Here is a 25,446-nt window from a genome sequence, read left to right as displayed (position 1 = left end):
GGGCGCGATGCAGTTCGCTCTCAACGAGGACCAGATCGCCATCCGCGACATGGCGCGGGCGTTTGCGGCGGAGAAGATTGCGCCGCATGCGCTGCGCTGGGACGAGGAGAAGCATTTCCCGGTCGAGGTGATGCGCGAGGCCGCCGCCCTCGGCATGGGTGGCATCTGCATCAAGGATGATGTCGGCGGCTCGGCGATGACGCGGTTCGACGCGGCGCTGATCTTCGAGGCGCTCGCGACCGGCTGCCCGACGACGTCGGCCTTCATCTCCATCCACAACATGGCGTCCTGGATGATCGATGCCTTCGGCAACGACGCCCAACGCCAGAAGTGGCTGCCGAAACTCTGCACGATGGAGTTGCTGGCCAGCTATTGCCTGACCGAGCCCGGCTCCGGCTCGGATGCAGCGGCGCTGCGCACCCGTGCGGTGCGCGACGGCGATCATTACGTGCTGAACGGCCAGAAGCAGTTCATCTCGGGCGCCGGCGGCGGTGACCTCTATGTCGTGATGGTCCGCACCGGCAGCGATGGTCCCGGCGGCATCTCGACATTGGTCATCCCCGCCGATACGCCCGGCCTCTCGCTCGGCGCCAATGAGCGCAAGATGGGCTGGAATGCGCAGCCGACCCGCGCCGTGATCTTCGAGAATGCGCGCGTGCCGGTCGAGAACCGGCTCGGCGAGGAGGGAATCGGCTTCAAGATCGCGATGGCCGGCCTCGACGGCGGCCGGCTCAACATCGCCGCGTGTTCGCTCGGCGGCGCGCAGAGCGCACTCGACAAGGCGCTCGCCTACATGAAGGACCGCAAGGCCTTCGGAAAGCGGCTCGACGAATTCCAGGCGCTGCAGTTCCGCGTCGCCGACATGGCGACCGAACTGGAGGCCGCGCGCACTTTCCTCTGGCGCGCCGCCGCCGCGCTCGACCGCAAGGACCCGGAGGCGACCAAGCTTTGCGCGATGGCAAAGCGCTTCGGCACCGATGTTGGCTTCGAAGTCGCCAACCAGGCATTGCAACTGCACGGCGGCTACGGCTACCTCAGCGAATACGGCGTCGAAAAGATCGTGCGCGATCTGCGCGTGCACCAGATCCTGGAAGGGACCAACGAGATCATGCGGCTGATCGTGGCGCGCAAGATGATCGAGGGGGCGCGATGAATGCTGCCGTACAGGAAGGCGACCTGATCGTTCGCCGCGAAGGAGCGGCGGGCGTGATCCGCCTCAACCGTCCCAAGGCGATCAACGCCATGACGCTGGAGATGTCTGAGGGCATCGACGCGGCGCTGGACCGGTTCGAGAACGATCCTGCTGTTGCCGTCGTGCTGCTGGAAGGCGCCGGCGAGCGCGGCCTATGCGCCGGCGGCGACATCCGCGGGCTTTATGAAAGCTCCAAGGCGGGAGGCGATCTCGGCAAGCGCTTCTGGCGCCAGGAATACATCATGAACGCCCGGATCGCGAAATATCCGAAGCCCTATGTCGCGTTCATGGATGGATTGGTGATGGGCGGCGGCGTCGGCCTGTCCGGCCACAGTTCGCACCGTGTCGTCACCGAGCGCACGAAACTGGCAATGCCCGAAGTCGGGCTCGGCTTTTTTCCTGACGTCGGCGGCACCTGGCTGTTGTCGCGCTCGCCCGGCGAGCTCGGCGCTTATTTCGGCCTGACCGGGCAGACCATGAACGGGCCCGACGCGATCTATGCCAAATTCGCCGACGCCGTGGTGCTGTCGTCGAAACTGCCTGAATTGCGCGAGGCGCTCACCAAAGTCGGCGCCGGCGTGACGCATGCCAAGGTCAGGAAGCTGATCGACGGCTTTGCGACCGGCGAAACGTCGGGTCCGGTCGCGGCGATGCAGCCGAAGATCGATGCCTGGTTCGCGCACGATCGCATGGAGGACATCATCGCATCGTTGCAGCGCGACGGCTCGGAATTCGCGCTCTCGACGCTGAAGGTGCTGAACGAGAAGTCGCCCCGCGGCATGGTGGTGACGCTGAAGCTGTTGCGGCTGGGGCGGACATCATCCTCGCTCGAGGAATGCCTGGTGCGGGAATATCGCGCCGCGCTCGCCGTGTTCGCCAGCGACGATTTCCGCGAGGGCGTGCGCGCTGCCGTGATCGACAAGGACCGCAATCCGAAATGGTCGCCGCCGCGCGTCGAGGAGGTGACACCGGAAATGCTGGCGCCATACTTCGCCGGGATCGGCGCCGACGAGCTGACATTCGATAAATAATAGAAGACAGGACGGGGAGGAAATCGAGATGGCAACGATCGCATTCATTGGCCTCGGCAACATGGGCGGCCCGATGGCCGCCAACCTGGTGAAGGCGGGCCACAAGGTGACCGCCTTCGATCTGGTCGCGGCGTCGCGCAATCAAGCCCAGAGCGACGGTGCTGCGATTGCCGAAAGCAGCGTGTCCGCGGTGAAGGGTGCCGACATCGTCATCACCATGCTGCCGGCCGGCAAGCACGTGCTGTCGGTGTGGAACGAGGTCCTGCCCGCGGTGACCAAGGGCGCGCTGATCATCGACAGCTCGACCATTGATGTCGAAAGCGCGCGAGAGGCGCATGCGCTAGCGGCCAGGCATGGCGTGTTGTCGGTGGATGCGCCGGTCTCCGGCGGCACCGGCGGCGCCAAGGCGGCGACGCTCACCTTCATGTGCGGCGGCGAGGACAAGGCATTCGCCACGGCCAAGCCCGTGCTCGAGAACATGGGCAAGAAGATCGTGCATTGCGGCGGCGCCGGCGCAGGGCAGGCGGCCAAGATCTGCAACAACATGATCCTCGGCATTTCCATGATCGGCGTCGGCGAAGCCTTCGTGCTCGCGGAAAAGCTCGGGCTCTCGCACCAGGCGCTGTTCGACGTTGCCTCGACCTCGTCAGGCCAGTGCTGGTCACTGACGACCTATTGCCCGGTGCCGGGCCCGGTTCCGACCTCGCCCGCCAATAACGACTACAAGCCCGGCTTCGCGGCGAACCTGATGGTGAAGGATCTGACGCTGGCGCAGGACGCCGCCAACACCGCCGGCGCGGTGACGCCGCTCGGCAAACACGCGCAGGAAATCTATAAGGCGTTCGATGCGGCCGGGAATGGCGGGGTCGACTTTTCCGGAATTATCCAGCACGTTAGGGCACTCGCCGGAAAATAACGCTTTCACTCGTAGCCCGGATGGAGCGAAGCGAAATCCGGGACAGCTTCGTCCACTGGCGCGACCGGCCCCGGATTGCGCTTCGCTCCATCCGGGCTACGGTTTAGCGACCACAAGGGCGCGGAGGAACGACCTGATGACGACCTTTCAGGAAGCGCGCGCGTTTCTGCTTCAGCATCGCACGGACTACGAGACCGCCGTAAAGGGTTTCCGATGGCCCGATCCGGTGCCCTTCAACTGGGCGCTGGATTGGTTCGATGCGGAGCTTGCGCAAAACCCTGACAGCCGTGATCGCGCGGCGCTGTGGATCGTCGATGCCGGCAGCGACCGCGAGACAAAGCTCTCCTTCGCCGCGCTGTCGCGCCGGTCCAACCAGGTTGCGAATTTCCTGCGCGCGCAAGGCTTGAAGCGCGGCGATCACCTGCTGCTTCTGCTCGGCAATGTCGTGCCGCTCTGGGAGACCATGCTGGCCGCGATCAAGCTCGGCGTCGTCGTGATCCCGGCGACCACCTTGCTGACGTCAGACGAATTGCGCGACCGGCTCGACCGCGGCAAGGCGAGGGCGGTGGTCGCAACGCAGGATCAGGTCGGAAAGTTTGCCGCTCTCGGCAGCGAGAAGCTCGTTCGCATCGTGGTCGGCGCAACATCGCAGCAGGACGGCTGGCTGCCGTTCGAGCAGGCGGCAGACGCGTCGGAAATCTTCACGCCCGATGGGCCGACCAAGGCCGATGACCCGATGCTGCTCTATTTCACCTCGGGCACCACGGCCAAGCCGAAGCTGGTGCGGCACAGCCAGCGCAGCTATCCGGTCGGTCATCTCTCGACCATGTACTGGATCGGCCTGCTGCCCGGCGACGTGCATCTCAACATCTCTTCGCCCGGCTGGGCCAAGCACGCCTGGAGCTGCCTCTTCGCGCCTTGGAATGCAGGCGCCACCGTGTTCGTCGTCAACCAGCCGCGCTTCGACGCCAAGTCGCTGCTATCGACCATCGGCCGCTGCGGCGTCACCACGCTGTGCGCGCCGCCGACGGTGTGGCGCCTGTTCATCCAGGAGAAGCTGTCGGCCTTCAAGGTATCGCTGCGCGAGGTCTGCGGCGCTGGCGAGCCGCTCAATCCGGAAGTGATCGATCAGGTGCAGGCGGCTTGGGGCCTGACCATTCGCGACGGCTATGGGCAGACCGAGACCACGGCGCTGGCCGGCAACTCGCCGGGCCAGAAGGTCAAGATCGGCTCGATGGGCCGGCCGCTGCCCGGCTATCGCGTCGAGATCACCGATCTCGACGGCAATCCGACCCGGGAGGGCGAGGTCACGCTGGTACTCGGTGCCGACAGGCCCGCCGGCCTGATGCAGGGCTATCAGGGCGATGACGGCAAGCTGTCGGGGGCCGACGGCGCGATCTATCGCAGCGGCGACGTCGTTTTCAGCGACGAGGAGGGGTATTTGACCTTCGTCGGCCGCACCGACGACGTGTTCAAGTCATCCGATTATCGCATCAGCCCGTTCGAACTGGAGAGCGTCCTGCTCGAGCATGAGGCGGTGGCGGAAGCCGCCGTCGTGCCGAGCCCCGATCCGATCCGGCTCGCGATCCCCAAGGCCTATGTGCTGCTGGTCTCGGGCGTCGAGCGCACGCCGGAGACGGCTTTGTCGATCTTCAGCCACCTGCACACGCGCCTTGCGCCGTTCAAGCGCATCCGCAAGATCGAGCTGGTCACCGAGCTGCCCAAGACCATCTCCGGAAAAATCCGCCGTGTGCAGTTGCGCCGGCTCGAACATGAGGATAATCGCGAAGACAGTTTGCGTGGCGTTGAGTTCCGCGAGGAAGAATTCCCGGAGCTGCAGCGGGTGCGCGCGACGGGATCGGAGAACTAGAGAAATGAATAAAGTCTGGACGAAGCCGCCGGTGTCCCTGGAAACCTATCAGGGCATGGTCGGCAAGGAAATTGGCGTGTCCGATTGGCACCTGATCGATCAGAAGCGGATCGATACCTATGCCGACGTGATCGAGGATCACCAGTTCATCCATGTCGATCCCGAGCGGGCGAAGAAGGAGACCGCATTCGGCACCACGATCGCGCACGGTTTCCTGACGATGTCGCTGCTCAGCATCATGTCCTATCAGGTGATGCCCGTCATCGAGGGCACGACGATGGGCGTCAATTACGGCTTCGACAAGCTGCGCTTCATCTCGCCGGTGCGCTCCGGCAAGCGCGTCCGCGGCCGCTTCGTCCTTGCCGAGGCCAAGCTGCGCAAGCCGAACGAGCTGGCGTCGCGCACCAATGTCACCGTCGAGATCGAAGGCGAGGACAAGCCGGCGCTGATCGCCGACTGGCTCGCGCTGATCTACTTCGCCTGAGCCGTTCCCCCACTCGTCATGGCCGGGCTTGACCCGGCCATCCTTCGCTGCTCAAAACGCTCTGATTTTTGATGGATCCCCGGGTCAAGCCCGGGCATGGCAAACCGGGAACACACTTCATGACAATCAGGTTTGACGGACGCGTCGCCATCGTTACCGGCGCGGGCAATGGTCTGGGCCGCGCGCACGCGTTGGGGCTCGCCAGCCGCGGCGCCAAGGTCGTGGTCAACGATTTCGGCGGCGCGCGCGACGGCACCGGCGCCTCGCTGTCGCCGGCGGAAGCAGTGGTCGAGGAGATCCGAAAAACCGGCGGCACCGCCATGGCCGACGGCGCCGACGTCTCCAATTTCGAGCAGGTCACGGCGATGGTCGAGCGCGCCACCAAGGAGTGGGGCAGCGTCGATCTGCTCTGCGCCAATGCCGGCATCCTGCGCGACAAGTCGTTCGGCAAGCTCGAAGTCGCCGATTTCCAGAAGGTGCTGGACGTCCATCTCGTCGGCAGCTTCTACTGCTGCAAGGCGGTGTGGGCGGGCATGCGCGATCGCAATTACGGCCGTATCGTGCTGACGACCTCGTCCTCGGGTCTGTTCGGCAATTTCGGCCAGGCCAATTACGGCGCGGCCAAAGCCGGCATGGTCGGCCTGATGAACGTCCTCGCCGAGGAGGGCCGCAAGAACAACATCCGCGTCAACACGGTCTCGCCGACGGCCGCCACCCGCATGACCGAAGAGCTGCTGCCGCCGCAGGCGCTCGCGCTGATGAAGCCGGAAGCGATCACGCCGGCGGTGGAATACATGCTGAGCGAGGACGCGCCGACCCGCACCATCATGGGCGCCGGCGCCGGCTCGTTTGCGGTGATCAGGATCCTTGAGACCGAGGGCATCAACCTGCCGCCGTCCGAATGGACCCCCGACGCCATCGCCGCGCATTTCGCCGACATCAGCGACATGTCGAAGGCCAAGGCGTTGCAGGGCGCATTCGAGCAGACGCAAAAGTATGTCGCCCAGGCGGCGGCAAGAGCAGGGATCAAGCTCTGACGATGCCCATCGCCGTCATCGGCGCCGGCCCCGCCGGCCTGATGGCGGCCGAGGTGCTGGCGCGGGCCGGCGCACAGGTTACGATCTACGACGCGATGCCGTCGGCCGCCCGCAAATTCCTGATGGCGGGCCGCGGCGGCCTCAATCTCACGCACAGCGAGCCGCTGCCAAGCTTCCTCGCGCGCTATCGCGAGGCGATGCCGCATCTTGAGGCCGCGATCGAAGCATTCCCGCCGCAAGCGTTGCGCGACTGGAGCGAGGCGCTGGGGCAACCGACCTTCGTCGGCTCCAGCGGCCGGGTGTTCCCGAAAGCGTTCAAGGCCTCGCCGCTGTTGCGGGCCTGGCTGCGTCGGCTCGACGGCACCGGCGTGCGGCTCTTGCTGCGGCATCGCTGGACCGGGTGGGACAATGACGGCCGCCTGCTGTTTCAAACGCCGGAAGGACAACGGGCCGTCGAGGCTCGCGCCACCGTCCTGGCGCTCGGCGGCGCGAGCTGGCCGCGGCTCGGTTCTGATGGTGCATGGGTGGATGTGCTTGCCGCAAGAGGCGTGAATATCTCGCCGCTGCGGCCGGCCAATTCCGGCTTCACTGTCGCCTGGTCGGATATCTTCCGCGATCGCTTCGAGGGCCAGCCGCTCAAGGGCGTCGCGCTGAGCTTCGGCGGGCACCAAGTGCGCGGCGAAGCGATCGTCACCCGCACCGGCATCGAGGGCGGCGCCATCTATGCGCTATCGGCCGATCTGCGCGAGACGATCCTCCGCGACGGCGAGGCGACCCTCCATATAGCATTGCGGCCCGATCTCGGGATCGATGACCTCGTCACGAAGCTATCGACGCCGAAGGGCAAGCAGTCGTTCTCGAACTTCCTACGCAAAGCCCTCAACCTCGCGCCGATCGGCATAGGCCTGCTGCAGGAAGTCGCGAAAACCTCCGGGACATCTCTGCCGTCGCAGTCTCCCGCCGACCTCGCCCGCCTCATCAACGCAGTGCCGCTGCGTCTTTCCGGCACGGCACCGCTCTCCCGCGCGATCTCCACCGCCGGCGGCATCGCGTTCGACGAGCTCGACGACAACTTCATGCTTCGCCGTTTGCCCGGCGTCTTCGCCGCCGGCGAGATGCTCGACTGGGAAGCCCCAACCGGCGGCTATCTGCTGCAGGCGTCATTTGCGACCGGTGCCGCCGCGGGGAACGGCGCGCTGAAGTGGCTTAATCTGTAGATGCGTAGGATGGGTAGAGCGGAGCGAAACCCATCATCTTCGTCCCGATCCGGAATTAATCGGCTTCGCTGCACTGCGCCGAAGGGCACCGTACGACGTCCGGATTTCTTGCGCAGCGCGGCACAGTTTGCACTGCCATCAGTTCGACGGTTATGCTCTCCTTGGCTGCGCGACCTCTCGCTGACCACTCAGCCCCCAGCCCCGGTCGGCCGAGAGGGGGCGCGCCCCGGCGTTGATCCCCACGATCGCGCCGGGGCACGATCGCGCTGGTCGCCTTGTTCATGAGTTGAGCTGGAGTGGCGCAGTCATGGTGCAGAACATCGTAGCCGGATTGGTCGTGGTGGCTTTGGTCATCGTGGGCGTGCTTGCCTATGCCCAGAAACATGAAGGGTGCTTGCACGGGCGCTCGCTCCAAACCTTCAAGCCCTGCGGATCAGTCAGCGCGGAAATGTAGCGACGTCGCAGCTAACCGCGCGTGATTTGGTGCTGACGCCGCTCCAGCTAACGCAGCTTCCCGCGCGCCGCGATCGGCAGCGTGCCGATGATCTCCTCGCCGCGCACCATCACCACCTCGTCCATCATGTTGACGACGACGCAGACGTGATTGGGCACGATGCGGACGACGTCGCCGACATTGGGGCGCGTGTTGCTGCGGGAGAGATCAAGGAAACCGTGCTCCTCAGCGAACTTTGCGATCCTGGCCTCGGGGTGTTCGAGGATCAGCCCGTGGCCTTCGAGCCCGCCGGTATCGGTGGTCAGCGTCTTGGAGCCGGCATCGAGGATGCCGCGGTCCGTAGCGGCGCGGCTCACCACCGTCGAATAGATGTGCAGCGCGCAGTCGTCCCAGCTGGCGACGCCGGCTGCGACCTGCATGCGGTCGTTGTAGATATAGGTGCCGAAGCGATGCTCGGTCGCGCCTTTCAGCTTGCCGAGATTCTTCAGGTTCGGCGTGCCGCCGGTGGACACGATGGTTGCGTCAAGGCCGTGGGCGCGCACGCCGGCCAGCGCCTCGTCGAAGAATTTCTGTGCGTCCGCCCAGCCGGTCTCGGTCGGATACAGCATGAAGCCCGCAAATTGCAGGCCTTTGCTGCCTGCGATCTCCCGCGCCAATGCGATCGCCTCAGTCGGCGTCTCGACACCGGCGCGCTTGCGTCCCGTATCGCATTCGACCACCACCGACAGCGTGCGGCCCGACGCAGCCGCCGCCTTCGGCAGGTCTGCAACAACAACGGAGTTGTCGGCCGCCACGGTAACGTTTGCCTTGCCCTGCAGTGCGCCGAGCCGCGCCATCTTCTCGTCGCCGAGCAAATTGTAGCTGATCAGGATGTCGGAGATCCCGGCATCCGCCATGATCTCGGCCTCGCCGAGCTTCTGGCAGGTGATGCCCTTGGCACCGGCCGCGATCTGCATCTGCGCCAGCATCGGGTTCTTGTGCGTCTTGATATGAGGGCGATGCGCCACGCCCGCCGCATCACAGGCCGCCTGGATCCGCGCGATGTTGCGCTCGACGCGGTCCATGTCGATGACGGCGCAGGGCGTGCCATATTCACGGGCGATTTTTGCGGCGAGGGGAGTGGTCATGCTTCTTCTCTCTGTTCGACGCCGTAGGATGGGTAGAGCGCAGCGAAACCCATCAAACCTCGTCGCGGTCACATGATGGGTATCGCTTCGCTCCACCCATCCTACGGTTCATGCCTGCTCGATCTCTTCGCGGAGCACTTCGAGCTCGAGCCAGCGGTCTTCGGCGGCGGAAAGCTCCTGCTGCGCCTTGGCAATCGCGGCGGAGGCGCCGTCGAATGTCTTGCGATCCTTGGCGTAGAGGTTCGGATCGTCAAGCAGCTTCTGCTGCTTCGCGATTTCCGCGTGCAGCTTCTCGATCGTCTTCGGCAGCGTCTCCAGCGCATGCTTCTCGTTGAAGCTCAGCCGCCGCTTTGGCGCGGCGGCAGGCGCCGCAGCCTTGGCTTCCTTTTTCTCTTCGACGACCGCCGTCTTCACCGCCTCGCGCTTCAAATCCGCGCCACGCTGCGCCAGCATGTCGGTGTAGCCGCCGGCATATTCGATCCAGCTTCCATCGCCCTCGGGCACGATCACCGACGTCACCACGCGATCGAGAAAGTCGCGGTCGTGGCTGATCAGGATCACCGTGCCCTCGTAATCGCCGAGCATCTCCTCGAGCACGTCGAGGGTTTCGAGATCGAGGTCGTTGGTCGGCTCGTCCAGCACCAGTAGGTTCGAGGGCTTTGCCAGTGCGCGCGCGAGCATCAGCCGGCCGCGCTCGCCGCCGGACAGCACTTCCAGCGGCGTGCGGATCTGCTCCTGCGAGAACAGGAAATCCTTCATGTAGCTGACGACATGCTTCGGCTTGCCGCCGACCATCACATGGTCGCCGCGGCCGCCGGTCAGTGCTTCCGACAGCGTCGCTTTCGGATCGAGGCTTTCGCGGTGCTGATCCAGCGTCGCCATTTCGAGATTGACGCCGAGCCGCACGCTGCCGGCGTCGGGCGTCTCCGCGCCGGTCAATAGGTTGACCAGTGTGGTCTTGCCGGCGCCGTTCGGACCGACCACGCCGACGCGGTCGCCGCGCTGGATGCGGGTCGAGAAATCCTCGACGATCCTGCGCTCGCCGAACGATTTGGCGATGTTCTTCGCCTCGATCACCAGCCGTCCGGATTTCTCCGCCTCCGCAGCAGCGAGATTGGCGCTGCCCGCGGTGCCGCGATAGTTCCGCCGCTGTGAACGCAGCGCATGCAGATTGGCAAGCCGCTTGACGTTGCGCTTGCGGCGGCCGGAGACGCCGTAGCGCAGCCAGTGCTCCTCGTTGACGATCTTGCGGTCGAGCTTGTGCTGATCGCGCTCTTCCTCCGCCAGCACCTCGTCGCGCCACGCCTCGAACGCGCCGAAGCCGCGGTCGATCTGCCTGATCTGGCCACGGTCGAGCCAGGCGGTGGCGCGCGACAGATTGGTGAGGAAGCGGCGATCGTGGCTGATCAGGACCAGCGCCGAGCGCCGGTTCTGCAATTCGCCCTCCAGCCATTCGATGGTCGGTAGGTCGAGATGGTTTGTCGGCTCGTCCAGGAGCAGGATGTCGGGCGAGGGCGCCAGCACCCGCGCCAGCGCCGCGCGACGCGCTTCGCCGCCGGAGAGATGCGCGGGATCTTCGTCGCCATGCAGTCCGAGCTGCTCGAGCAGGTAGCGCGCCTGATAATGGTCATCGCCCGGTCCGAGTCCCGCTTCGACATAAGCGAGCGTGGTGGCGTGATCGCCAAAATCCGGCTCCTGCGGCAGATAGCGGATGGTCGCGCCCGGCTGCACGAAGCGGCTGCCGGCGTCAGGCTCGACAAGTCCGGCCGCGATCTTGAGCAGCGTCGATTTGCCCGAGCCGTTGCGCCCGATCAGGCACACGCGCTCTTCGGCGGAAACCGACAGCTCGACGCCCGAGAGTAGCGGCGTGCCGCCAAACGTCAGCCGGATATCCCTAAGCTGGATGAGAGGAGGCGCCATCAGCCTTGTCCCGGTGCGGTCTGTTCAGCGCGTCGGCGCTGGATGCGGCGGATCGCGGTATCGAGCGCCGAGAGGAATGCCGAGCGGTCGCGCGGCGAGAACGATGGTGGCCCGCCGGTGATTTCACCTGACGAGCGCAGATCGGTCATCAGATTTCGCATCGCCAGCGTCATGCCGATCGATTGCTCCGTGAACGGTTTGCCATTCGGCGCAATCACGTCTGCGCCCGCCTTCACGCAGCGGCTCGCGAGCGGAATATCCGCGGTGATCACGATGTCGCCATCTCCGGCGCGCTCGGCGATCCAGTCATCGGCGGCATCCATGCCGGAACCGGCGGCGACGCGCTCGATCAGCGGATCCTGCGGCACGCGGATGAAATTGCCCGCGACCACGCTGACGGCAAGCCCGTGCCGGAGCGCGACGCGATAAATCTCGTCCTTCACCGGACAGGCGTCGGCATCGACATAGATGCGGGTAGGGTTTTCAGTTGGCATCACGGCTTGGTGGTTCATTCGTGAGCCGCATGTAACCCATCGGGCGGAAAATTGCGAGCCGGGCGCAGGCTTGCCACGGACCGTTGATCGCGTACGATCCCGCCAGAAAACAACCGAAATAAGGGGAACCCCATGAGCAATCCTCAGACCTACCGCGTCTCGGCCTATAACACCTCGAAAGAGTCCGAGAACAAGATCCATGACGACACGGTGGCGCGGCGGTACGGCTTCTCAGGCGGGCTGGTCCCCGGCGTCGACGTGATGGCCTACATGATGCACCTGCCGGTCGCGAAATGGGGCCGCGATTTCCTCGCGCGTGGCCTGATCGACGCGCGTTTCGTCAAGCCGGTCTATGACGGCGAGCAGGCCGAGGTGAGGGGCGCAGAGCGCGATGGCACGCTATCGATCGAGGTGTTCAGCCGTGGAGAGCTTTGCGCCACCGGCAACGCGTCGCTGCCAGCCGCGGTGCCCGCCGTTTCGATCAAGGATTACACCGTGGTCCCCGCGGTCGCCGAGCGGGAGCCGGTGAGTGCCTTGTCCTACGAAGTCGGCAAATGGCTCGGCACCCGGCCTTATGCCTGGGTCGGCGATGCCGCCAAAGGATATCTGGCTGATATCCGCGAAACAGATGAAATCTACGCGCGCGAAAATCTCGGCCATCCCGGCATGCTGCAGAAAGTGATGAACAAGCTCCTGGTCGACAACGCCATCCTCGGCCCCTGGATTCACGTCGGCAGCCGGATGCAATTGCTCTCGGCCGCCAAAGCCGGCGATGAGTTGACGGCCCGCGCGCGCGTCACCGCCAATTACGACAAGAAGGGCCACCGCTTCGTCGAGCTCGACGCGATCGTCGTCGCCAACGGCACCACGCCGCTCGCCCATTGCTGGCACATCGCAATCTACCAGCCACGCGAGCAGGCCGCAGCGTGACTTCTTCTTCGCCTCTCTCTACGGGAGACCCGTAGCCCGGGTGAAGCGCAGCGTAACCCGGGGGCCGCTCGCCAACGCTGATGCAGAAGTCCCGGGTTGCGCTGCGCTCCACCCGGGCTACGAACTCCCTTAGACTCGCCCTGGCCGGCGGCCTACGCCGCCTTCGCGTTCCTCGCGTCCTGGATCGCTCGCCACACCTTCTCCGACGTCAGCGGCATGTTGATATGCTTGATGCCGTATTCCGACAGCGCATCGACCACAGCATTCACCACTGTGGCGAGGCTGCCGGCGCAGCCGGCTTCGCCGCAGCCCTTGGTGCCGAGCGGATTCGACTTCGCCGGCGAGGGGTGATCGCCGACCGCCATGCTCGGAATGTCCTCGGCGCGCGGCAGGGCATAGTCCATGAACGAGCCGGTGATCGGCTGGCCGGAGCCGTCGTAATTGACCTCTTCCATCAGCGCCTGGCCGATGCCCTGCGCGACACCGCCGTGCAACTGGCCCGCGACGATCATCGGATTGACGATGGTGCCGAAGTCATTGACACCGGTGTAGCGCACGATCTTCGTGACGCCGGTGTCCGGATCGATCTCGACCTCCGCGACATGGCAGCCGTTCGGGAAGGTCGACGGCGTCTCCTTGGTGGCATGGTCGACGTCAAGCGTGTCAGGTCCGCCCTCGGCAATCTGGCCCTCGCGCATCCGCTGCGCGAGCTCCATGATGCCGATGGAGCGGTCGGTGCCGGCGATGGTGAAACGGCCGCCGCCAAATTCGATGTCGGCTTCGGATGCTTCCATCAGATGCCCGGCGGCTTTCTTGCCCTTCTCGATGACGAGCGCGGACGCTTCGACGATGGCCTGGCCGGTTGCGGTGATCGAGCGCGAGCCGCCGGTGCCGTTGCCGAACCGGACGAGATCGCTGTCGCCCTGTTCGAGCTTGATCTTGTCGAAGGGCACGCCGAGCTGGTCGGACAGCACCTGCGCGAACGGCGTTGCATGACCCTGGCCGTAATCGAGCGTGCCGGTGGTCAGCGTCACCGATCCGTCCGGATCGAAGGTGATCTTGCCGAGCTCGCCGCTCGGCGGCGCGGTGACCTCGAGGTAGGAGCCGACCGCGATGCCGCGCAATTTGCCGTTCTTCTTGCTCTCCCGCTTGCGCTTGCTGAAATTCTCGTAGTCTGAAATCTCCAGCGCCTTCTCGAACACGCCCTGGAAATCGCCGCTGTCGTAGGTAACGCCTGATGCGGCCGGGAAGGGCAGTTGTGACGGCTTGATGAAATTGCGCTTCCGCAACGTCAGGCGGTTGATGCCCATCTCGTCGGCCGCCTTATCGATTAGCCGCTCCATGTAGTAATTGGCCTCGGGCCGTCCGGCGCCGCGATAGGCGCCCATCAGCGTGGTGTTGGTCAGCACCGTCTTGATGTCGACGCCGAGCAGCGGCGTGCGGTAGACGCTTGCGAGGTTCTTGCCGGTGTTGAGCGACAGCGGCCCGGGCGCGACGCCGGTGATGTAGGCGCCGAGATTGCCATAGCCGGAAAGCCGCACCGCCAGGAACTTGCCGTCGGCATCGAGCGCGAGCTCGGCATGGATGAGCTGGGCGCGGCCCTGGCTGTCCGAGAGGAAGCTGGTCGAGCGCTCGTCGGTCCATTTCACCGGACGCCCGAGTTCCTTCGCCGCATGCGCGATGCAGGTGTATTCGGGGTAGTTGAGGTTCTTCATGCCGAAGGAGCCGCCGACATTGGCGGTGAGGATCCGCACCTTCTCCGGCGGCACGTTGAGGATTTTTGCCAAGGTCGCCTTGTTGCCGGAGACGCCCTGGGTCGGCACTTGCAGCGTATAGCGCTCGGTTGTCCTGTCGTAGGCGGCAAGCGCGACGCGCGGCTCCATCGAGACGACAGCGACGCGTGTGTTGACGATGTCGAGCTTCGTTACATGCGTGGCGCTGGCGAAGGCCGCATTGATCTTGTCGGTGTCGCCGTAATGGTAGTCGAGTGCGACATTGTTCGGGATGTGGTCGTAGAGCTGTGGCGCGCCGGGCTTGGCCGCCTCGGCGGCATCCGTTACCGCCGACAGCGACTCGATATCGACCTCGACGGCTTCGGCCGCATCGCGCGCCTGCGCCGCCGTTTCCGCCACCACGAAGGCGATGGGGTCACCGACGAAGCGGACCTTGTCCGTCGGCAGCGCCGGCCGGTTGGTCTGCAATAGCGCCGAGCCATCGCGGCTCTTCAGCGGCATGCCGCAGGTGAAGGGGTTGTAGTTGGCGGCCGCGAGGTCCGCGCCGGTCCACACCCCGAGCACACCCGGCATCGCCCTGGCGGCCGAGGTGTCGATCCCCTTGATGAGGCCGTGGGCGTGCGAGGAACGCACCATCCAGCAATAGACCTGGCCGGGCAGGGAGAAATCGTCGGTATATTTGCCCTTGCCGCGCACCAGAGTGTCGTCCTCCTTGCGGCGGACCGGCTGCCCGACACCGTATTTTTGCAGTGCGAGGGCATTTTCGAGGGCGGCGGGAGATGTGTGATCTTGCATGGTAAATGACCTGAAATGCCGCGATTTGGAGCAATTTCGCTGAGTTTCGACGAGATAACGTAGGGTGACGTAAGCGACAACGCCCGATTAGGCATGTCGCGTGTGATGATTTGTTGCGTAGGCCTTTGGCGCTGCTAAAGTTTCCGTGAAGGGAAATTTTCTTCGGCGGGCGCCGTGCGCCGGCGGAAAGACAGTGGATGAAGGATGACACGCGGCCTTGCGTCGGCCTTGCGGCCCGCGAGAGCCCGTCAGGGTTGGCTACGGCGGCCGTCGAAAGCGGCGTCTACGCCGCGCTCGACCTTGGCACCAACAACTGCAGGCTCCTGATCGCCTGTCCCACCGGGGACGGGTTCCGCGTCGTCGACTCCTTCTCGCGAATCATCCGGCTCGGCGAGGGGATTTCGGCGACCGGTTCCATCAGCGACGCCGCGATCGAGCGCGCGATCGCCGCGCTCTCGATCTGCAGCGACAAGATCCGCTACCGCAGGGCCCGCCGGCTGCGGCTGATCGCGACCGAGGCCTGCCGCGCCGCCGCCAATGCCGATAGTTTCCGCGCCCGTGTCGCCGCGGAGACCGGCATCAAGCTCGAAGTGATCGACCGCGAGACCGAGGCGACGCTGGCCGTCATCGGCTGTTCGCCGCTGCTCGACCGGAGGGGCCGCGGCGCCATCCTGTTCGACATCGGCGGCGGCTCGACTGAACTGGTGCGGATCGAACGCGATCCGGCGCGGCCGGACGCCGCGCCCTGGATCAAGTCCTGGATGTCGATCCCGTTCGGCGTGGTCAGCCTTGCCGAGCAGTTCGGCGGTCGCAATGTCACAAAAGAGTTGTATGCGCGGATGGTGGCGGAGGTCGCGCAATATGTTGCGCCGTTCGCGGCCGAGCACGGCACCGACTTGCGCGATATGCACCTGCTCGGCACCTCAGGCACGGTGACGACGCTCGCAGGCGTATTCCTCAACCTGCCGCGCTACGATCGCCGCCGCATCGACGGCATCTGGATGAACGACGCCGAGCTTACCGCGATAATCCAGAAACTGCTGGGCATGAGCTATGAGGAGCGCGCCAACAACGCCTGCATCAGCATCGAGCGTGCCGATCTCGTGCTTGCGGGCTGCGCGATCCTGGATGCCGTCAGGAACGCATTCCCGCTGCCGCGGCTGCGCGTCGCCGACCGCGGCCTGCGCGAAGGCATGCTGGTCGAGATGATGCGCGAGGACGGCGCTCTGACGGCGTGCCTGCAGGCGACCTAACGAGATCGAGATAAGTATGGCGAAAGATTCGACCGGCCGGCTGCACGTCACGGTCAAGAGCGGCGGCAAGCGGAAATTGTCCTCAAAGCTCTGGCTGGAGCGCCAGCTCAACGATCCCTATGTCGCGAAGGCCAAGGCGCAGGGCTACCGCTCGCGCGCGGCCTTCAAGCTGACCGAGATCGACGACAAATATCGCCTGCTCAAGCCGGGCATGACCGTGGTCGATCTCGGCGCTGCGCCCGGCGGCTGGAGTCAGGTCGCGGCCAAGCGTGTCGGCGCCGTCGATGGCAAGGGCAAGGTGATCGCAATCGATGTGTTGGAAATGGGCGAGATCCCCGGCGTCACGTTCGCGCAGCTCGATTTCCTCGACCATGACGCGCCGGAAAAACTGATCGCGATGATGGGCGGCCGCGCCGACATCGTGATGTCCGACATGGCCGCCAACACCACCGGTCACCGCAAGACCGACCAGCTCCGCATCGTCGGCCTCGTCGAGACCGCCGCTGCCTTCGCCTGCGACGTGCTCAGCCCCGGCGGCGCGTTTTTGGCCAAGGTGTTTCAGAGCGGCGCGGACGCGGAGCTGTTGGCGCAATTGAAGCGCGATTTTGCGACGGTGCGCCACGTGAAGCCCGCCGCCAGCCGCCAGGATTCTTCCGAGCGTTACGTGCTGGCCACCGGCTTTCGCGGCGCGGCGAAGACGGCGCAATGACGTGGCGAGTGTGTAGGATGGGTGGAGCGAAGCGAAACCCATCGTTCGCTCGGCTCGATCCATCGCGATGGGTTTCGCTGCGCTCTACCCATCCTACGGACTGCTTTCTCAGGGACGACGGAGAAAGCTAACCAGCGCCCAACGCGACCGCGATATTGTATGTCGCCAAGCTCGCAAGATACGCCAGCGCCAGCATGTAGAAGAACGTCACCGCCATCCATCGCCAGCCGCCGGTCTCGCGGCGGATCACTGCGAGCGTCGAGGCGCATTGCGGGGCGAAGATGTACCAGACCAGCAGCGACAGCGCGGTAGCAAGGCTCCATTTGGTGGCGAGCACGTGGCCGATTTGGTCGGCGGCTTCCTTGCCGCCCTCGATGGCGTAGACGGTGCCGAGCGCCGCCACCGCGACTTCGCGCGCGGCCATGCCGGGGATCAGCGCCACTGCGATCTGCCAGTTGAATCCGAGCGGTGCCAGGAGCGGCTCAAGCGCCTTGCCGATGATCGCCGCGAGGCTGTAGTTGATGGCGGGTCCTTCGGCGCCGGCCGGCGCGGTCGGGAATGATGCCAGGAACCAGATCAGCACCATCATCGAGAAGATCGTCGTGCCGGCCCGCTGCAGGAACATCTTCGCCCGCGTATAGACGCCGATCGCGATGCTCTTCAGGCGTGGCAGTTTGTAGTCGGGCAATTCAAGCATGAACGGCGCGGGGGCGTAATCGCGCAGCATGAAGAACTTGACCAGGAACGAGACGGCGAGCGCGCTGGTGATTCCAGCCGCATAGAGGCCGAACAGGACAAGGCCGCGCAGGTTGAACCAACCCCAGACGTCGCGGTCCGGAATGAAGGCCGAGATGATCAGCGTGTACACCGGAATTCGCGCCGAGCACGTCATCAGCGGCGCGATCAGGATGGTGGTCAGACGGTCGCGACGGTTGTCGATCACACGCGTCGCCATGATGCCGGGGATCGCGCAGGCAAAGCTCGACAGCAGCGGAATGAAGGCGCGGCCGTGCAGGCCTGCGCCGCCCATGATGCGGTCCATCAGGAACGCCGCGCGCGCCATGTAGCCGAAATCTTCCAGGAGCAGGATGAAGAGGAAGATGATGATGATCTGCGGCAGGAACACGATGACGCTGCCGACGCCGGAGATGACACCGTTCTGCAGGAAGCTTTGCAGCAGCCCTTCCGGCAGCGTCTCATGCACGAACTGGCCGAGCGCGTCGAAGGCCGAGGACAACAGCTCCATCAGCGGCTGTGCCCAGGCGAACACCGCCTGGAACATCAGGAACAGGATCAGCGCGAGGATGAAAAGTCCTGCCACCGGATGCAGCACCACCGCGTCGATCCGCGCGGTCCAGGTGTCGGGCTTGGCCGGCAGTGTGACGGCGGACGCGATGATCCGGTCGGCCTCGCGCTGGGTGGCGCGCAACTGGGAGACGGTGAGGGGCTGCCAGCGATTCGGCCCGACGGGTATCTGCTCCCGCGCCGCAATCTCGTCGGTTCGGCGCAACAGTTCGGCGATTCCGCCCTTGCGAACCGCAATCGACGTCACCACCGGCATGCCGAGCGCCTCGGACAATTTCGGCACGTCCACGTCCACGCCGCGGCGGGCGGCAATGTCGAACATGTTGAGCACCAGCATCATCGGCCGGCCGGTGTTCTTGAGCTCCAGCAGCAGACGGATCGTCAGCCGCAGATTGGTCGCGTCCGCGACGCAGAGGATGAGATCGGGCGCGACCTCGCCCGGGGTGCGGCCCAGCACCATGTCGCGGGTGATTTCCTCGTCCGGGCTGCGCCCGCGCAGCGAATAGGTGCCGGGCAGGTCCACCACCGAAACCTGCCGTCCGGCGGGGGTGACGAAGAACCCTTCCTTGCGCTCGACGGTCACGCCCGGATAGTTCGCGACCTTCTGGCGGCTGCCCGTCAGCGCATTGAAAAGCGAGGTCTTGCCGCTGTTGGGCGTGCCAACTAGCGCCAGATGCAGGAGTGGGGCTTCCATCGTGTTACCGATCGCTCCATCAGGCGACGATGATCGCCATGGCCTCGCGCCGGCGCAGGGCGATCGTGACGTTCTCGACCCTGACCGCGATCGGGTCGCGTCCAACGATCCCCTCGTGCAGCACCTCGACCCGGGCGCCCTCGACGAAACCGAGCTCGATCAACCGGCTCTCAAGTTCGTGGCCGGCGAGCGCGGAAGCCGCGTCAGCCACGGCCAGATGCTGGATCACGCCCGAATATCCCCGCTTGGCCAATCCCAACGGCTGAGATGTTCGGATATCGGTTTGTTCGCTCATTGCTCGTGTTTTCCAGCCGGGCGCGAAAGGGTCAAGCGCTGCGATCAACACGAAGCGGGGATTTAGAACGATTACAAGTTGGAGGGGCGGGCACTACCCCAGGCGCTGATCCCGCGCGTCCTGCGTTCCTTCCGTTGCGGCCTTGACGGCGGCGGTGGCCGCGCCCTTGCGGCTGGAGATCTCGACCGCCTTGCGGCCGGAGATCTCGTGGCCGGCATCGTCGGGCATCTGCCAGAAGAACCAGGCGGAGGCCGCGGAGACGACTGAGACGACGAGGAAGGCCGGCGCGAACACGGTCGCGGTCAACTCGGTTGCACCGTGCAGCCACATCGTCGTCTCCACCGAGAACGCGCCGACCGCGACGCCGGCGGAGATCGCAAGCTGCTGGTTGACGCTGACCAGCGTGGTCGCCCGGCTCATCTGCGCCGGCTCGACCTCGGCATAGGCGACCGTGTTGATCGCGGTGAACTGCAGAGAGCGGAAGAAGCCGCCGACCACCAGGATGATCATGATCAGGAGCAGCGGGGTCGCCGCCGTGAACAGCGCACAGGCGGCAAGGAAGACCGAGCTGATCACCGCATTGACCGTCATCAGGTTGCGGAAGCCGAAGCTGCGGATGATGCGCGCCGCGAGGGTCTTCATGCCCATGGCGCCGACGGCGGACGCGAAGGTGACGAGGCCCGACTGGAACGGCGACAGGCCGAAGCCGACCTGCATCAACAAAGGCAGCAGGAACGGCAGGGCGCCAATACCGAGGCGAAACATGAAGCCGCCGATGATGCTGGCGCGCAGTGTCGACAGGTTCAGCAGCGAGAAATCCAGCACCGGCGATCCGGTCCGCCTGGCGTGGATGACGTACAGCGTCATCGAGATCGAACCGACCGTGATCAGCGCGGCGACCACCGTCCATGGCAAAAGGTTGAGGCCGGCGACCGAAAGCCCGAAGGCGATGCCCGCAAGGCCGATGCCGGCGAGCACGAGGCCGTAGAGATCGAATGGCTCCGGGTTCTCGCTCTTGATCGGGTCGATGTATTTCAGCGCCATGAAGATGCCGAGGAACCCGATCGGAATGTTGATCAGGAAGATCCAGTGCCAGGAGAAATAGGTGGTGATGAAGCCGCCGAGCGGCGGCCCGATCACGGGGCCGATCAGCGCCGGCACCGTCACCCAAGCCATGGCATTGACCAGCGCGCTTTTGTCGACCGATCGCAACAGCACCAGCCGGCCGACCGGTGTCATCATCGCTCCGCCGAGGCCCTGCAGGATGCGCGCGAACACGAAATCGGTGACCGAGGACGACAGCGCGCAGCCGATCGATCCCAGCATGAACACGCCGACCGCCCCCGCAAACACCATCCGCGCGCCGAACCGGTCGGCGGTCCACCCGCTCGCCGGAATGAAGACCGCAAGCGAGAGCAGATAGGAGGTGATCGCGAGCTTCAGCGTCAGCGGACTGGTGCCGATATCCGCCGCGATCGCCGGCAGCGAGGTCGCAATGACCGTCGAATCCATGTTTTCCATGAAAAGGGCGGTGGCGACGATCAGCGGGATCAGGCGTTGCTTGTCCATCGGTATCGGAGAACAGGAAAGGCAAGGGGCAGGGTGCGGGTGCGACTTAGCACCGCGTCGCAGACGAGGCTATTGTGGAGTGTCTGCGAAAGCTAAATCCTATGTAACCTTCTCCGCCAGTTCCGCTGCACGGATTTTATCGCATTATGCGATTGGTGCCTTGTCAGATAAATCGCGTTATGCGATAGTGAGTCGTGAAAGAGATCGAATTCACCTCCGCTGCCGTTCGCCAATGGCGCAAACTCAGCGCTGCGACGCGTGCCCAGATTGATCTCAAGCTAAAGACATTTGCGGAAACCGGCGTTGGTGATGTGAAAGCGCTCAAGGGCGTATCAGGCATGCGGCTGCGTTCAGGTGACTGGCGCGTGCTGTTCACGATGAAGGGCAATATCATCACGGTTCACGCCGTGGGCCACCGCCGCGAGATTTATGATTGAGAGGATGCATGGCAAAAGCCGGCGCAAAGAGCAGTGTCCAGTTTATCCGCACGCCCGGCGGTGACGATCTCGCCGTGATGCCACGCAATGAATATGATCGACTGGTCGCCTTGGCTGCTGAGGCGCAAGAGGATACCGGCGCGAGCCGGATCGTCCGCAATTCCATGCGAGCCCTGAGGGAGGGGCGCGAGGTCGTGCTGCCGAAGGCCGTCGCCGATCGTCTGGCGAACGGCGATAATGCAGTACGCGTCATCCGTGAGTGGCGCGGCATGATTCAGGGCGAACTGGCCGTCGCGGTCGGGATCAGCCAGAACTACCTGTCCGAGATCGAGACCGGCCGCCGCAAAGGGCCCGCCGAGCTGCAGAAAAAATTCGCTCGCGCATTGGGCGTGCCGGTCGACCTGCTGATCGACTAGGTTCGGCTCTAAAGGCCACCCGTGACCAGACCCGGCTATTGTTCCCGGCGGAAAACCACCTAAATCCCTAACTTGACGCGGCATTCAGGCCAAAGGCAAGCGGCGGCGCGGGTTGCCGGCAAGTGCCGAAAAAGCCTGTGCATGGCTGGCAAACACTTTGATTCGTCATGTCGCCATGCTATCGACCAGCGTCAACCCCACCGATGGGCTCCGATTCGACGGCGATGCAGCAGGCAGCGCCGCGGGCGGCGCTCATCCTTTTACGTTATCGCGGCGGATCGCCGCCGAAAGGAGTTGGCAATGGCGACGGTACAGGCATCCCCGGCGATCCGCGAGGCCTTCACGTTTGACGACGTGCTGCTGAAGCCCGGCCTCTCCGACGTGCTTCCCTCCGAAGTCGATATCCGGTCCTACGTCACCCGCGCCATCCCGCTCAATATCCCGATCATCGCTTCCGCGATGGATACCGTCACCGAGGCGCGCATGGCGATCGCGATGGCGCAGTCCGGCGGCATCGGCGTCATCCATCGCAATTTCGATGCCGAGGGCCAGGCCGCGCAGGTGCGGCAGGTGAAGAAGTTCGAATCCGGCATGGTGGTCAACCCGCTCACCATCGTCCCCGACGCCACGCTCGCGGATGCGCTGGCGCTGATGAAGGATCACGGGATCTCAGGCATTCCCGTGGTGACCGGCGGAGCCAAGAATGTCCCAGGCAAGCTGGTCGGCATCCTCACCAACCGCGACGTGCGCTTTGCCACCGATCCCAGGCAGAAGGTCTCGGAATTGATGACGCATGAAAACCTCGTGACGGTGCGCGAGGGCGTCAGCCAGGACGAAGCCAAGCGGATGCTGCACAAGCATCGCATCGAGAAGCTGGTGGTCGTCGACGATCAATATCGCTGCGTCGGCCTGATCACCGTGAAGGATATCGAAAAGGCGGTGGCGCATCCGCTGGCTGCGAAGGACGCGCAGGGCCGCCTGCGCGTCGCCGCGGCGACCACGGTCGGCGAGGGCGGCTTCGAGCGTACCGAGCGCCTGATCGACGCCGGTGTCGATCTCATCGTCGTGGACACCGCCCACGGTCATTCCTCGCGCGTGCTGGAAGCCGTCAACCGCATCAAGCGGCTGTCCAACGCAGTGCAGGTGATCGCCGGCAATATCGCGACCCGGGACGGCGCGCAGGCGCTGATCGATGCCGGTGCGGACTCGATCAAGGTCGGCATCGGTCCGGGCTCGATCTGCACCACCCGCATCGTCGCCGGCGTCGGCGTGCCGCAGCTCACCGCGATCATGGATGCAGTCGAAGCGGCGAAGAAGGCCAATGTGCCTGTCATCGCCGATGGCGGCATCAAATATTCCGGCGACCTCGCCAAGGCGCTTGCTGCCGGTGCCGACATCGCGATGGTTGGCTCGCTGCTCGCCGGCACTGACGAGACGCCCGGCGAAGTCTTTTTGTGGCAGGGCCGCTCCTACAAGGCCTATCGCGGCATGGGCTCGGTTGGCGCGATGGCACGCGGCTCGGCCGACCGCTATTTTCAGCAGGACATCAAGGATACGCTCAAGCTGGTTCCCGAAGGCATCGAAGGGCAGGTCCCCTACAAGGGCCCGGTGGCCAATGTGATGCACCAGCTCGCCGGCGGCCTGCGCGCCGCGATGGGCTATGTCGGCGCCAAGAACATCGCCGAATTCCACAACAAGGCGGAGTTCGTCCGGATCACCGGTGCCGGCTTGCGCGAGAGTCACGTCCACGACGTCACCATCACCCGCGAATCCCCGAACTATCCGGGCGGGGCGTAAGAGACTTTTCCTCCTCCGGCGTCATTGCGAGGAGCGATAGCGACGAAGCAATCCATTGCTCCGCTTGCGGAACTGTGGATTGCTCCGCTACGCAATAACGAACACATCGGAGGAAACACCATGTCCCAGGGCAAGCGCATCGTTCTCGCCTCACGTCCCGTTGGCGAGCCCAAACCATCCGACTTCCGTCTCGAGGAATACGCCGTGCCGGAGCCGGGCGCAGGCCAGGTCCTGTTGCGCACGATCTGGCTGTCGCTCGATCCCTATATGCGTGGGCGTATGAGCGATGGCCCGTCCTATGCGCAGCCGGTGCCGGTCGGCGGCGTGATGGAAGCCGGCACGGTGAGCGAAGTGATCGCGTCCAACAATCCCGGTTTTGCAAAGGGCGACATCGTGCTGTCGCGCGCCGGCTGGCAGACGCACGCGCTCTCCGACGGCAAGGGCCTGTCCAAGGTCGATCCAAAGCTCGCGCCGATCTCGACTGCGGTCGGCGTGCTCGGCATGCCCGGGATGACCGCCTATACGGGGCTGCTCGATATCGGCAAGCCGCAAGCGGGCGAGACCGTGGTCGTGGCTGCGGCGTCAGGCGCGGTCGGCTCCGCAGTCGGGCAGATCGCAAGGATCAAGGGCGCCCGCGCGGTCGGCATCGCCGGCGGCAAGGACAAATGCGACTTCGTGAAGAACGAGCTCGGCTTCGACGATTGCCTTGACCATCGCGATCCCGACCTAGCTGCGAAGTTGAAGGAGGCGTGCCCCAAGGGCATCGACGTCTATTTCGAGAATGTCGGCGGTGCCGTGTTCGAGGCGGTGTTCCCGCTGTTGAACCCGTTCGCGCGCGTGCCCGTCTGCGGCCTGATCGCGCACTACAACGATACCGAGAGCAAGCCGCCGAAATGGGCTGCTACGATGATGCGCGCAATTCTAACAAAGCGCCTGACGTTCCGCGGTTTCATCGTCAGCGATTTCGCCGCCCGTCACGGCGATTTCCTGCGCGACATGTCGCAGTGGGTTCGCGAGGGCAAGGTCAAATACAAGGAGTTCGTTACCGACGGTCTCGAGAGCGCGCCCGATGCGTTCATGGGGCTCTTGAAGGGCGCCAATTTCGGCAAGCAGCTCGTGCGCGTCGGTCCGGACAAGGCGTGAGCCATCACAGCTCAGCGAGCACTGCGATCCATTGATCGCAGTGCTCCGACCTCGCGCATCGGTGAAGAGAAATCAGGAACGCTCTGCTGCATGCAGCTGTTGGTGGCGGAGCATGATCCGAAAAAACCGGGAACGTTTCGCTCGCGATGACGCGAAACGCTCCCGCGCGAGGATCATGCGCAACCAGCAAGCCAAGATGCCGGGAAGCCGAATATCACAGGTTCCCCGCATCGGAATGGAGCAGCTAATGAGAAGACTCGCAGTCCTATCGGCAGCACTGATTGCGACGGCAACGTTGGCAAACCCTGTCGCCGCCCGCGAGCGCTACGTGCAGCGACCCGCCGTGGTGGATCCTGACATGGCCACTCCGGCCGTCCCGTATTATCGCAGCGGGCCGGCCTATTATCCGGGGCCGCGCGTCGGCGCATTCGCCACCGCGCCCTGGGATGATTCCCCGCCGCCGGCCTACTACGGCTCGCCTTACGCGGCGCCGGGCTACGGCTACTGACGCCCGTCGCGGGTTCTTCCGGGAAATATTTGAAAGCGACACCAGTCCGCCGCGCCAACGCGGCGGACTTTTTGTGTCCGGGAAGCCACGTCGCAAGGAGCAGCGTACCCGAAAGGTCAC

The 25,446-nt window shown here is 64.8% G+C and carries 23 protein-coding genes; 16 read left to right on the top strand and 7 right to left on the bottom strand.

Annotated elements, in window-relative coordinates; all coding sequences use genetic code 11:
- Positions 1–7 precede the first annotated feature (7 nt).
- The 8 genes from K288_RS0111285 to K288_RS54065 all read left to right on the top strand — a co-directional run bounded on the left by K288_RS0111285 (position 8) and on the right by K288_RS54065 (position 8,201).
- Positions 8–1,153, top strand: a complete 1,146-nt coding sequence (locus K288_RS0111285) for an isobutyryl-CoA dehydrogenase (RefSeq protein ID WP_027579647.1) — start codon at positions 8–10, stop codon at positions 1,151–1,153.
- Positions 1,150–2,223, top strand: a complete 1,074-nt coding sequence (locus tag K288_RS0111280; RefSeq protein WP_027579646.1) for an enoyl-CoA hydratase/isomerase family protein — start codon at positions 1,150–1,152, stop codon at positions 2,221–2,223. Before K288_RS0111285 ends, K288_RS0111280 begins: the two co-directional genes overlap by 4 nt.
- The gene (gene mmsB, locus K288_RS0111275) at positions 2,216–3,139 is read left to right on the top strand and encodes a 3-hydroxyisobutyrate dehydrogenase (protein WP_256378822.1); all 924 of its coding nucleotides are present in this window, start codon (positions 2,216–2,218) and stop codon (positions 3,137–3,139) included. Before K288_RS0111280 ends, mmsB begins: the two co-directional genes overlap by 8 nt.
- Before the next feature lie 136 nt (positions 3,140–3,275).
- Positions 3,276–5,009: an AMP-binding protein gene (locus K288_RS0111270; RefSeq protein WP_027579644.1), complete on the top strand. Its 1,734-nt coding sequence runs from the start codon at positions 3,276–3,278 to the stop codon at positions 5,007–5,009.
- 4 nt (positions 5,010–5,013) lie between these two features.
- On the top strand, positions 5,014–5,493 hold the full coding sequence (locus K288_RS0111265; protein ID WP_027579643.1) for a MaoC family dehydratase: 480 nt from the start codon (positions 5,014–5,016) through the stop codon (positions 5,491–5,493).
- A gap of 119 nt (positions 5,494–5,612) precedes the next feature.
- Positions 5,613–6,530 (top strand): SDR family NAD(P)-dependent oxidoreductase, encoded by a 918-nt coding sequence (locus K288_RS0111260; RefSeq protein ID WP_027579642.1) that lies wholly within the window; start codon positions 5,613–5,615, stop codon positions 6,528–6,530.
- A 2-nt stretch (positions 6,531–6,532) separates the two neighbouring features.
- A complete protein-coding gene (locus K288_RS0111255; protein WP_152535475.1) occupies positions 6,533–7,747 on the top strand; it encodes a TIGR03862 family flavoprotein in 1,215 nt (404 codons plus the stop codon).
- 307 nt (positions 7,748–8,054) lie between these two features.
- The gene (locus tag K288_RS54065) at positions 8,055–8,201 is read left to right on the top strand and encodes a hypothetical protein (protein ID WP_201449662.1); all 147 of its coding nucleotides are present in this window, start codon (positions 8,055–8,057) and stop codon (positions 8,199–8,201) included.
- Between the two features lie 47 nt (positions 8,202–8,248).
- Here K288_RS54065 and K288_RS0111245 read toward each other — a convergent pair whose 3' ends face one another.
- The 3 genes from K288_RS0111245 to K288_RS0111235 all read right to left on the bottom strand — a co-directional run bounded on the left by K288_RS0111245 (position 8,249) and on the right by K288_RS0111235 (position 11,760).
- On the bottom strand, positions 8,249–9,328 hold the full coding sequence (locus tag K288_RS0111245; protein WP_027579640.1) for a D-TA family PLP-dependent enzyme: 1,080 nt from the start codon (positions 9,326–9,328) through the stop codon (positions 8,249–8,251).
- Positions 9,329–9,436: 108 nt separating this feature from the next.
- Positions 9,437–11,248, bottom strand: a complete 1,812-nt coding sequence (locus tag K288_RS0111240; protein ID WP_027579639.1) for an ATP-binding cassette domain-containing protein — start codon at positions 11,246–11,248, stop codon at positions 9,437–9,439.
- A complete protein-coding gene (locus K288_RS0111235) occupies positions 11,248–11,760 on the bottom strand; it encodes a YaiI/YqxD family protein (RefSeq protein WP_244443123.1) in 513 nt (170 codons plus the stop codon). The genes K288_RS0111240 and K288_RS0111235 overlap by 1 nt, the downstream gene beginning before the upstream one ends.
- 114 nt (positions 11,761–11,874) lie before the next feature.
- Here K288_RS0111235 and K288_RS0111230 point away from each other — a divergent pair, with 114 nt between their 5' ends.
- Positions 11,875–12,672 carry a hypothetical protein gene (locus K288_RS0111230; protein WP_027579637.1) on the top strand — a complete coding sequence of 266 codons (798 nt, stop codon included), beginning with the start codon at positions 11,875–11,877 and terminating at the stop codon, positions 12,670–12,672.
- 152 nt (positions 12,673–12,824) lie between these two features.
- Here K288_RS0111230 and K288_RS0111225 read toward each other — a convergent pair whose 3' ends face one another.
- A complete protein-coding gene (locus tag K288_RS0111225; RefSeq protein ID WP_027579636.1) occupies positions 12,825–15,200 on the bottom strand; it encodes a xanthine dehydrogenase family protein molybdopterin-binding subunit in 2,376 nt (791 codons plus the stop codon).
- A 197-nt stretch (positions 15,201–15,397) separates the two neighbouring features.
- On the opposite strand from K288_RS0111225, the gene K288_RS0111220 reads away from it, so the two are divergent.
- Together K288_RS0111220 and K288_RS0111215 are read left to right on the top strand one after the other, a co-directional pair.
- Positions 15,398–16,453 carry a Ppx/GppA phosphatase family protein gene (locus K288_RS0111220; protein WP_084799552.1) on the top strand — a complete coding sequence of 352 codons (1,056 nt, stop codon included), beginning with the start codon at positions 15,398–15,400 and terminating at the stop codon, positions 16,451–16,453.
- Positions 16,454–16,469: 16 nt separating this feature from the next.
- Positions 16,470–17,162, top strand: a complete 693-nt coding sequence (locus K288_RS0111215) for an RlmE family RNA methyltransferase (protein WP_027579634.1) — start codon at positions 16,470–16,472, stop codon at positions 17,160–17,162.
- A 127-nt stretch (positions 17,163–17,289) separates the two neighbouring features.
- Here the strand turns inward: K288_RS0111215 and K288_RS0111210 are convergent, their stop codons facing one another.
- The 3 genes from K288_RS0111210 to K288_RS0111200 all read right to left on the bottom strand — a co-directional run bounded on the left by K288_RS0111210 (position 17,290) and on the right by K288_RS0111200 (position 21,025).
- A complete protein-coding gene (locus tag K288_RS0111210; protein ID WP_027579633.1) occupies positions 17,290–19,161 on the bottom strand; it encodes a ferrous iron transporter B in 1,872 nt (623 codons plus the stop codon).
- Positions 19,162–19,180: 19 nt separating this feature from the next.
- Positions 19,181–19,456, bottom strand: coding sequence for a FeoA family protein (locus K288_RS0111205; RefSeq protein ID WP_027579632.1), 276 nt, complete (start codon positions 19,454–19,456; stop codon positions 19,181–19,183).
- A gap of 93 nt (positions 19,457–19,549) precedes the next feature.
- Positions 19,550–21,025 (bottom strand): MFS transporter, encoded by a 1,476-nt coding sequence (locus tag K288_RS0111200; RefSeq protein WP_027579631.1) that lies wholly within the window; start codon positions 21,023–21,025, stop codon positions 19,550–19,552.
- A gap of 194 nt (positions 21,026–21,219) precedes the next feature.
- Between K288_RS0111200 and K288_RS0111195 the strand changes: the two genes are divergently transcribed.
- The 5 genes from K288_RS0111195 to K288_RS45255 all read left to right on the top strand — a co-directional run bounded on the left by K288_RS0111195 (position 21,220) and on the right by K288_RS45255 (position 25,326).
- Positions 21,220–21,462, top strand: coding sequence for a type II toxin-antitoxin system RelE/ParE family toxin (locus tag K288_RS0111195; protein WP_027579630.1), 243 nt, complete (start codon positions 21,220–21,222; stop codon positions 21,460–21,462).
- Between the two features lie 8 nt (positions 21,463–21,470).
- Positions 21,471–21,878, top strand: a complete 408-nt coding sequence (locus K288_RS0111190; protein WP_027579629.1) for a helix-turn-helix transcriptional regulator — start codon at positions 21,471–21,473, stop codon at positions 21,876–21,878.
- Positions 21,879–22,178: 300 nt separating this feature from the next.
- Positions 22,179–23,675, top strand: a complete 1,497-nt coding sequence (guaB, locus tag K288_RS0111185; RefSeq protein WP_027579628.1) for an IMP dehydrogenase — start codon at positions 22,179–22,181, stop codon at positions 23,673–23,675.
- 120 nt (positions 23,676–23,795) lie between these two features.
- Positions 23,796–24,818 (top strand): NADP-dependent oxidoreductase, encoded by a 1,023-nt coding sequence (locus tag K288_RS0111180; protein ID WP_027579627.1) that lies wholly within the window; start codon positions 23,796–23,798, stop codon positions 24,816–24,818.
- 247 nt (positions 24,819–25,065) lie between these two features.
- Entirely contained in the window at positions 25,066–25,326 is a 261-nt protein-coding gene (locus tag K288_RS45255) for a hypothetical protein (protein ID WP_201449661.1), read from the top strand.
- Positions 25,327–25,446: the final 120 nt, after the last annotated feature.

It is taken from the genome of Bradyrhizobium sp. Ai1a-2 (assembly GCF_000426245.1).
GTDB lineage: Bacteria > Pseudomonadota > Alphaproteobacteria > Rhizobiales > Xanthobacteraceae > Bradyrhizobium.
This window is presented reverse-complemented; position numbering and strand designations above follow the sequence as displayed.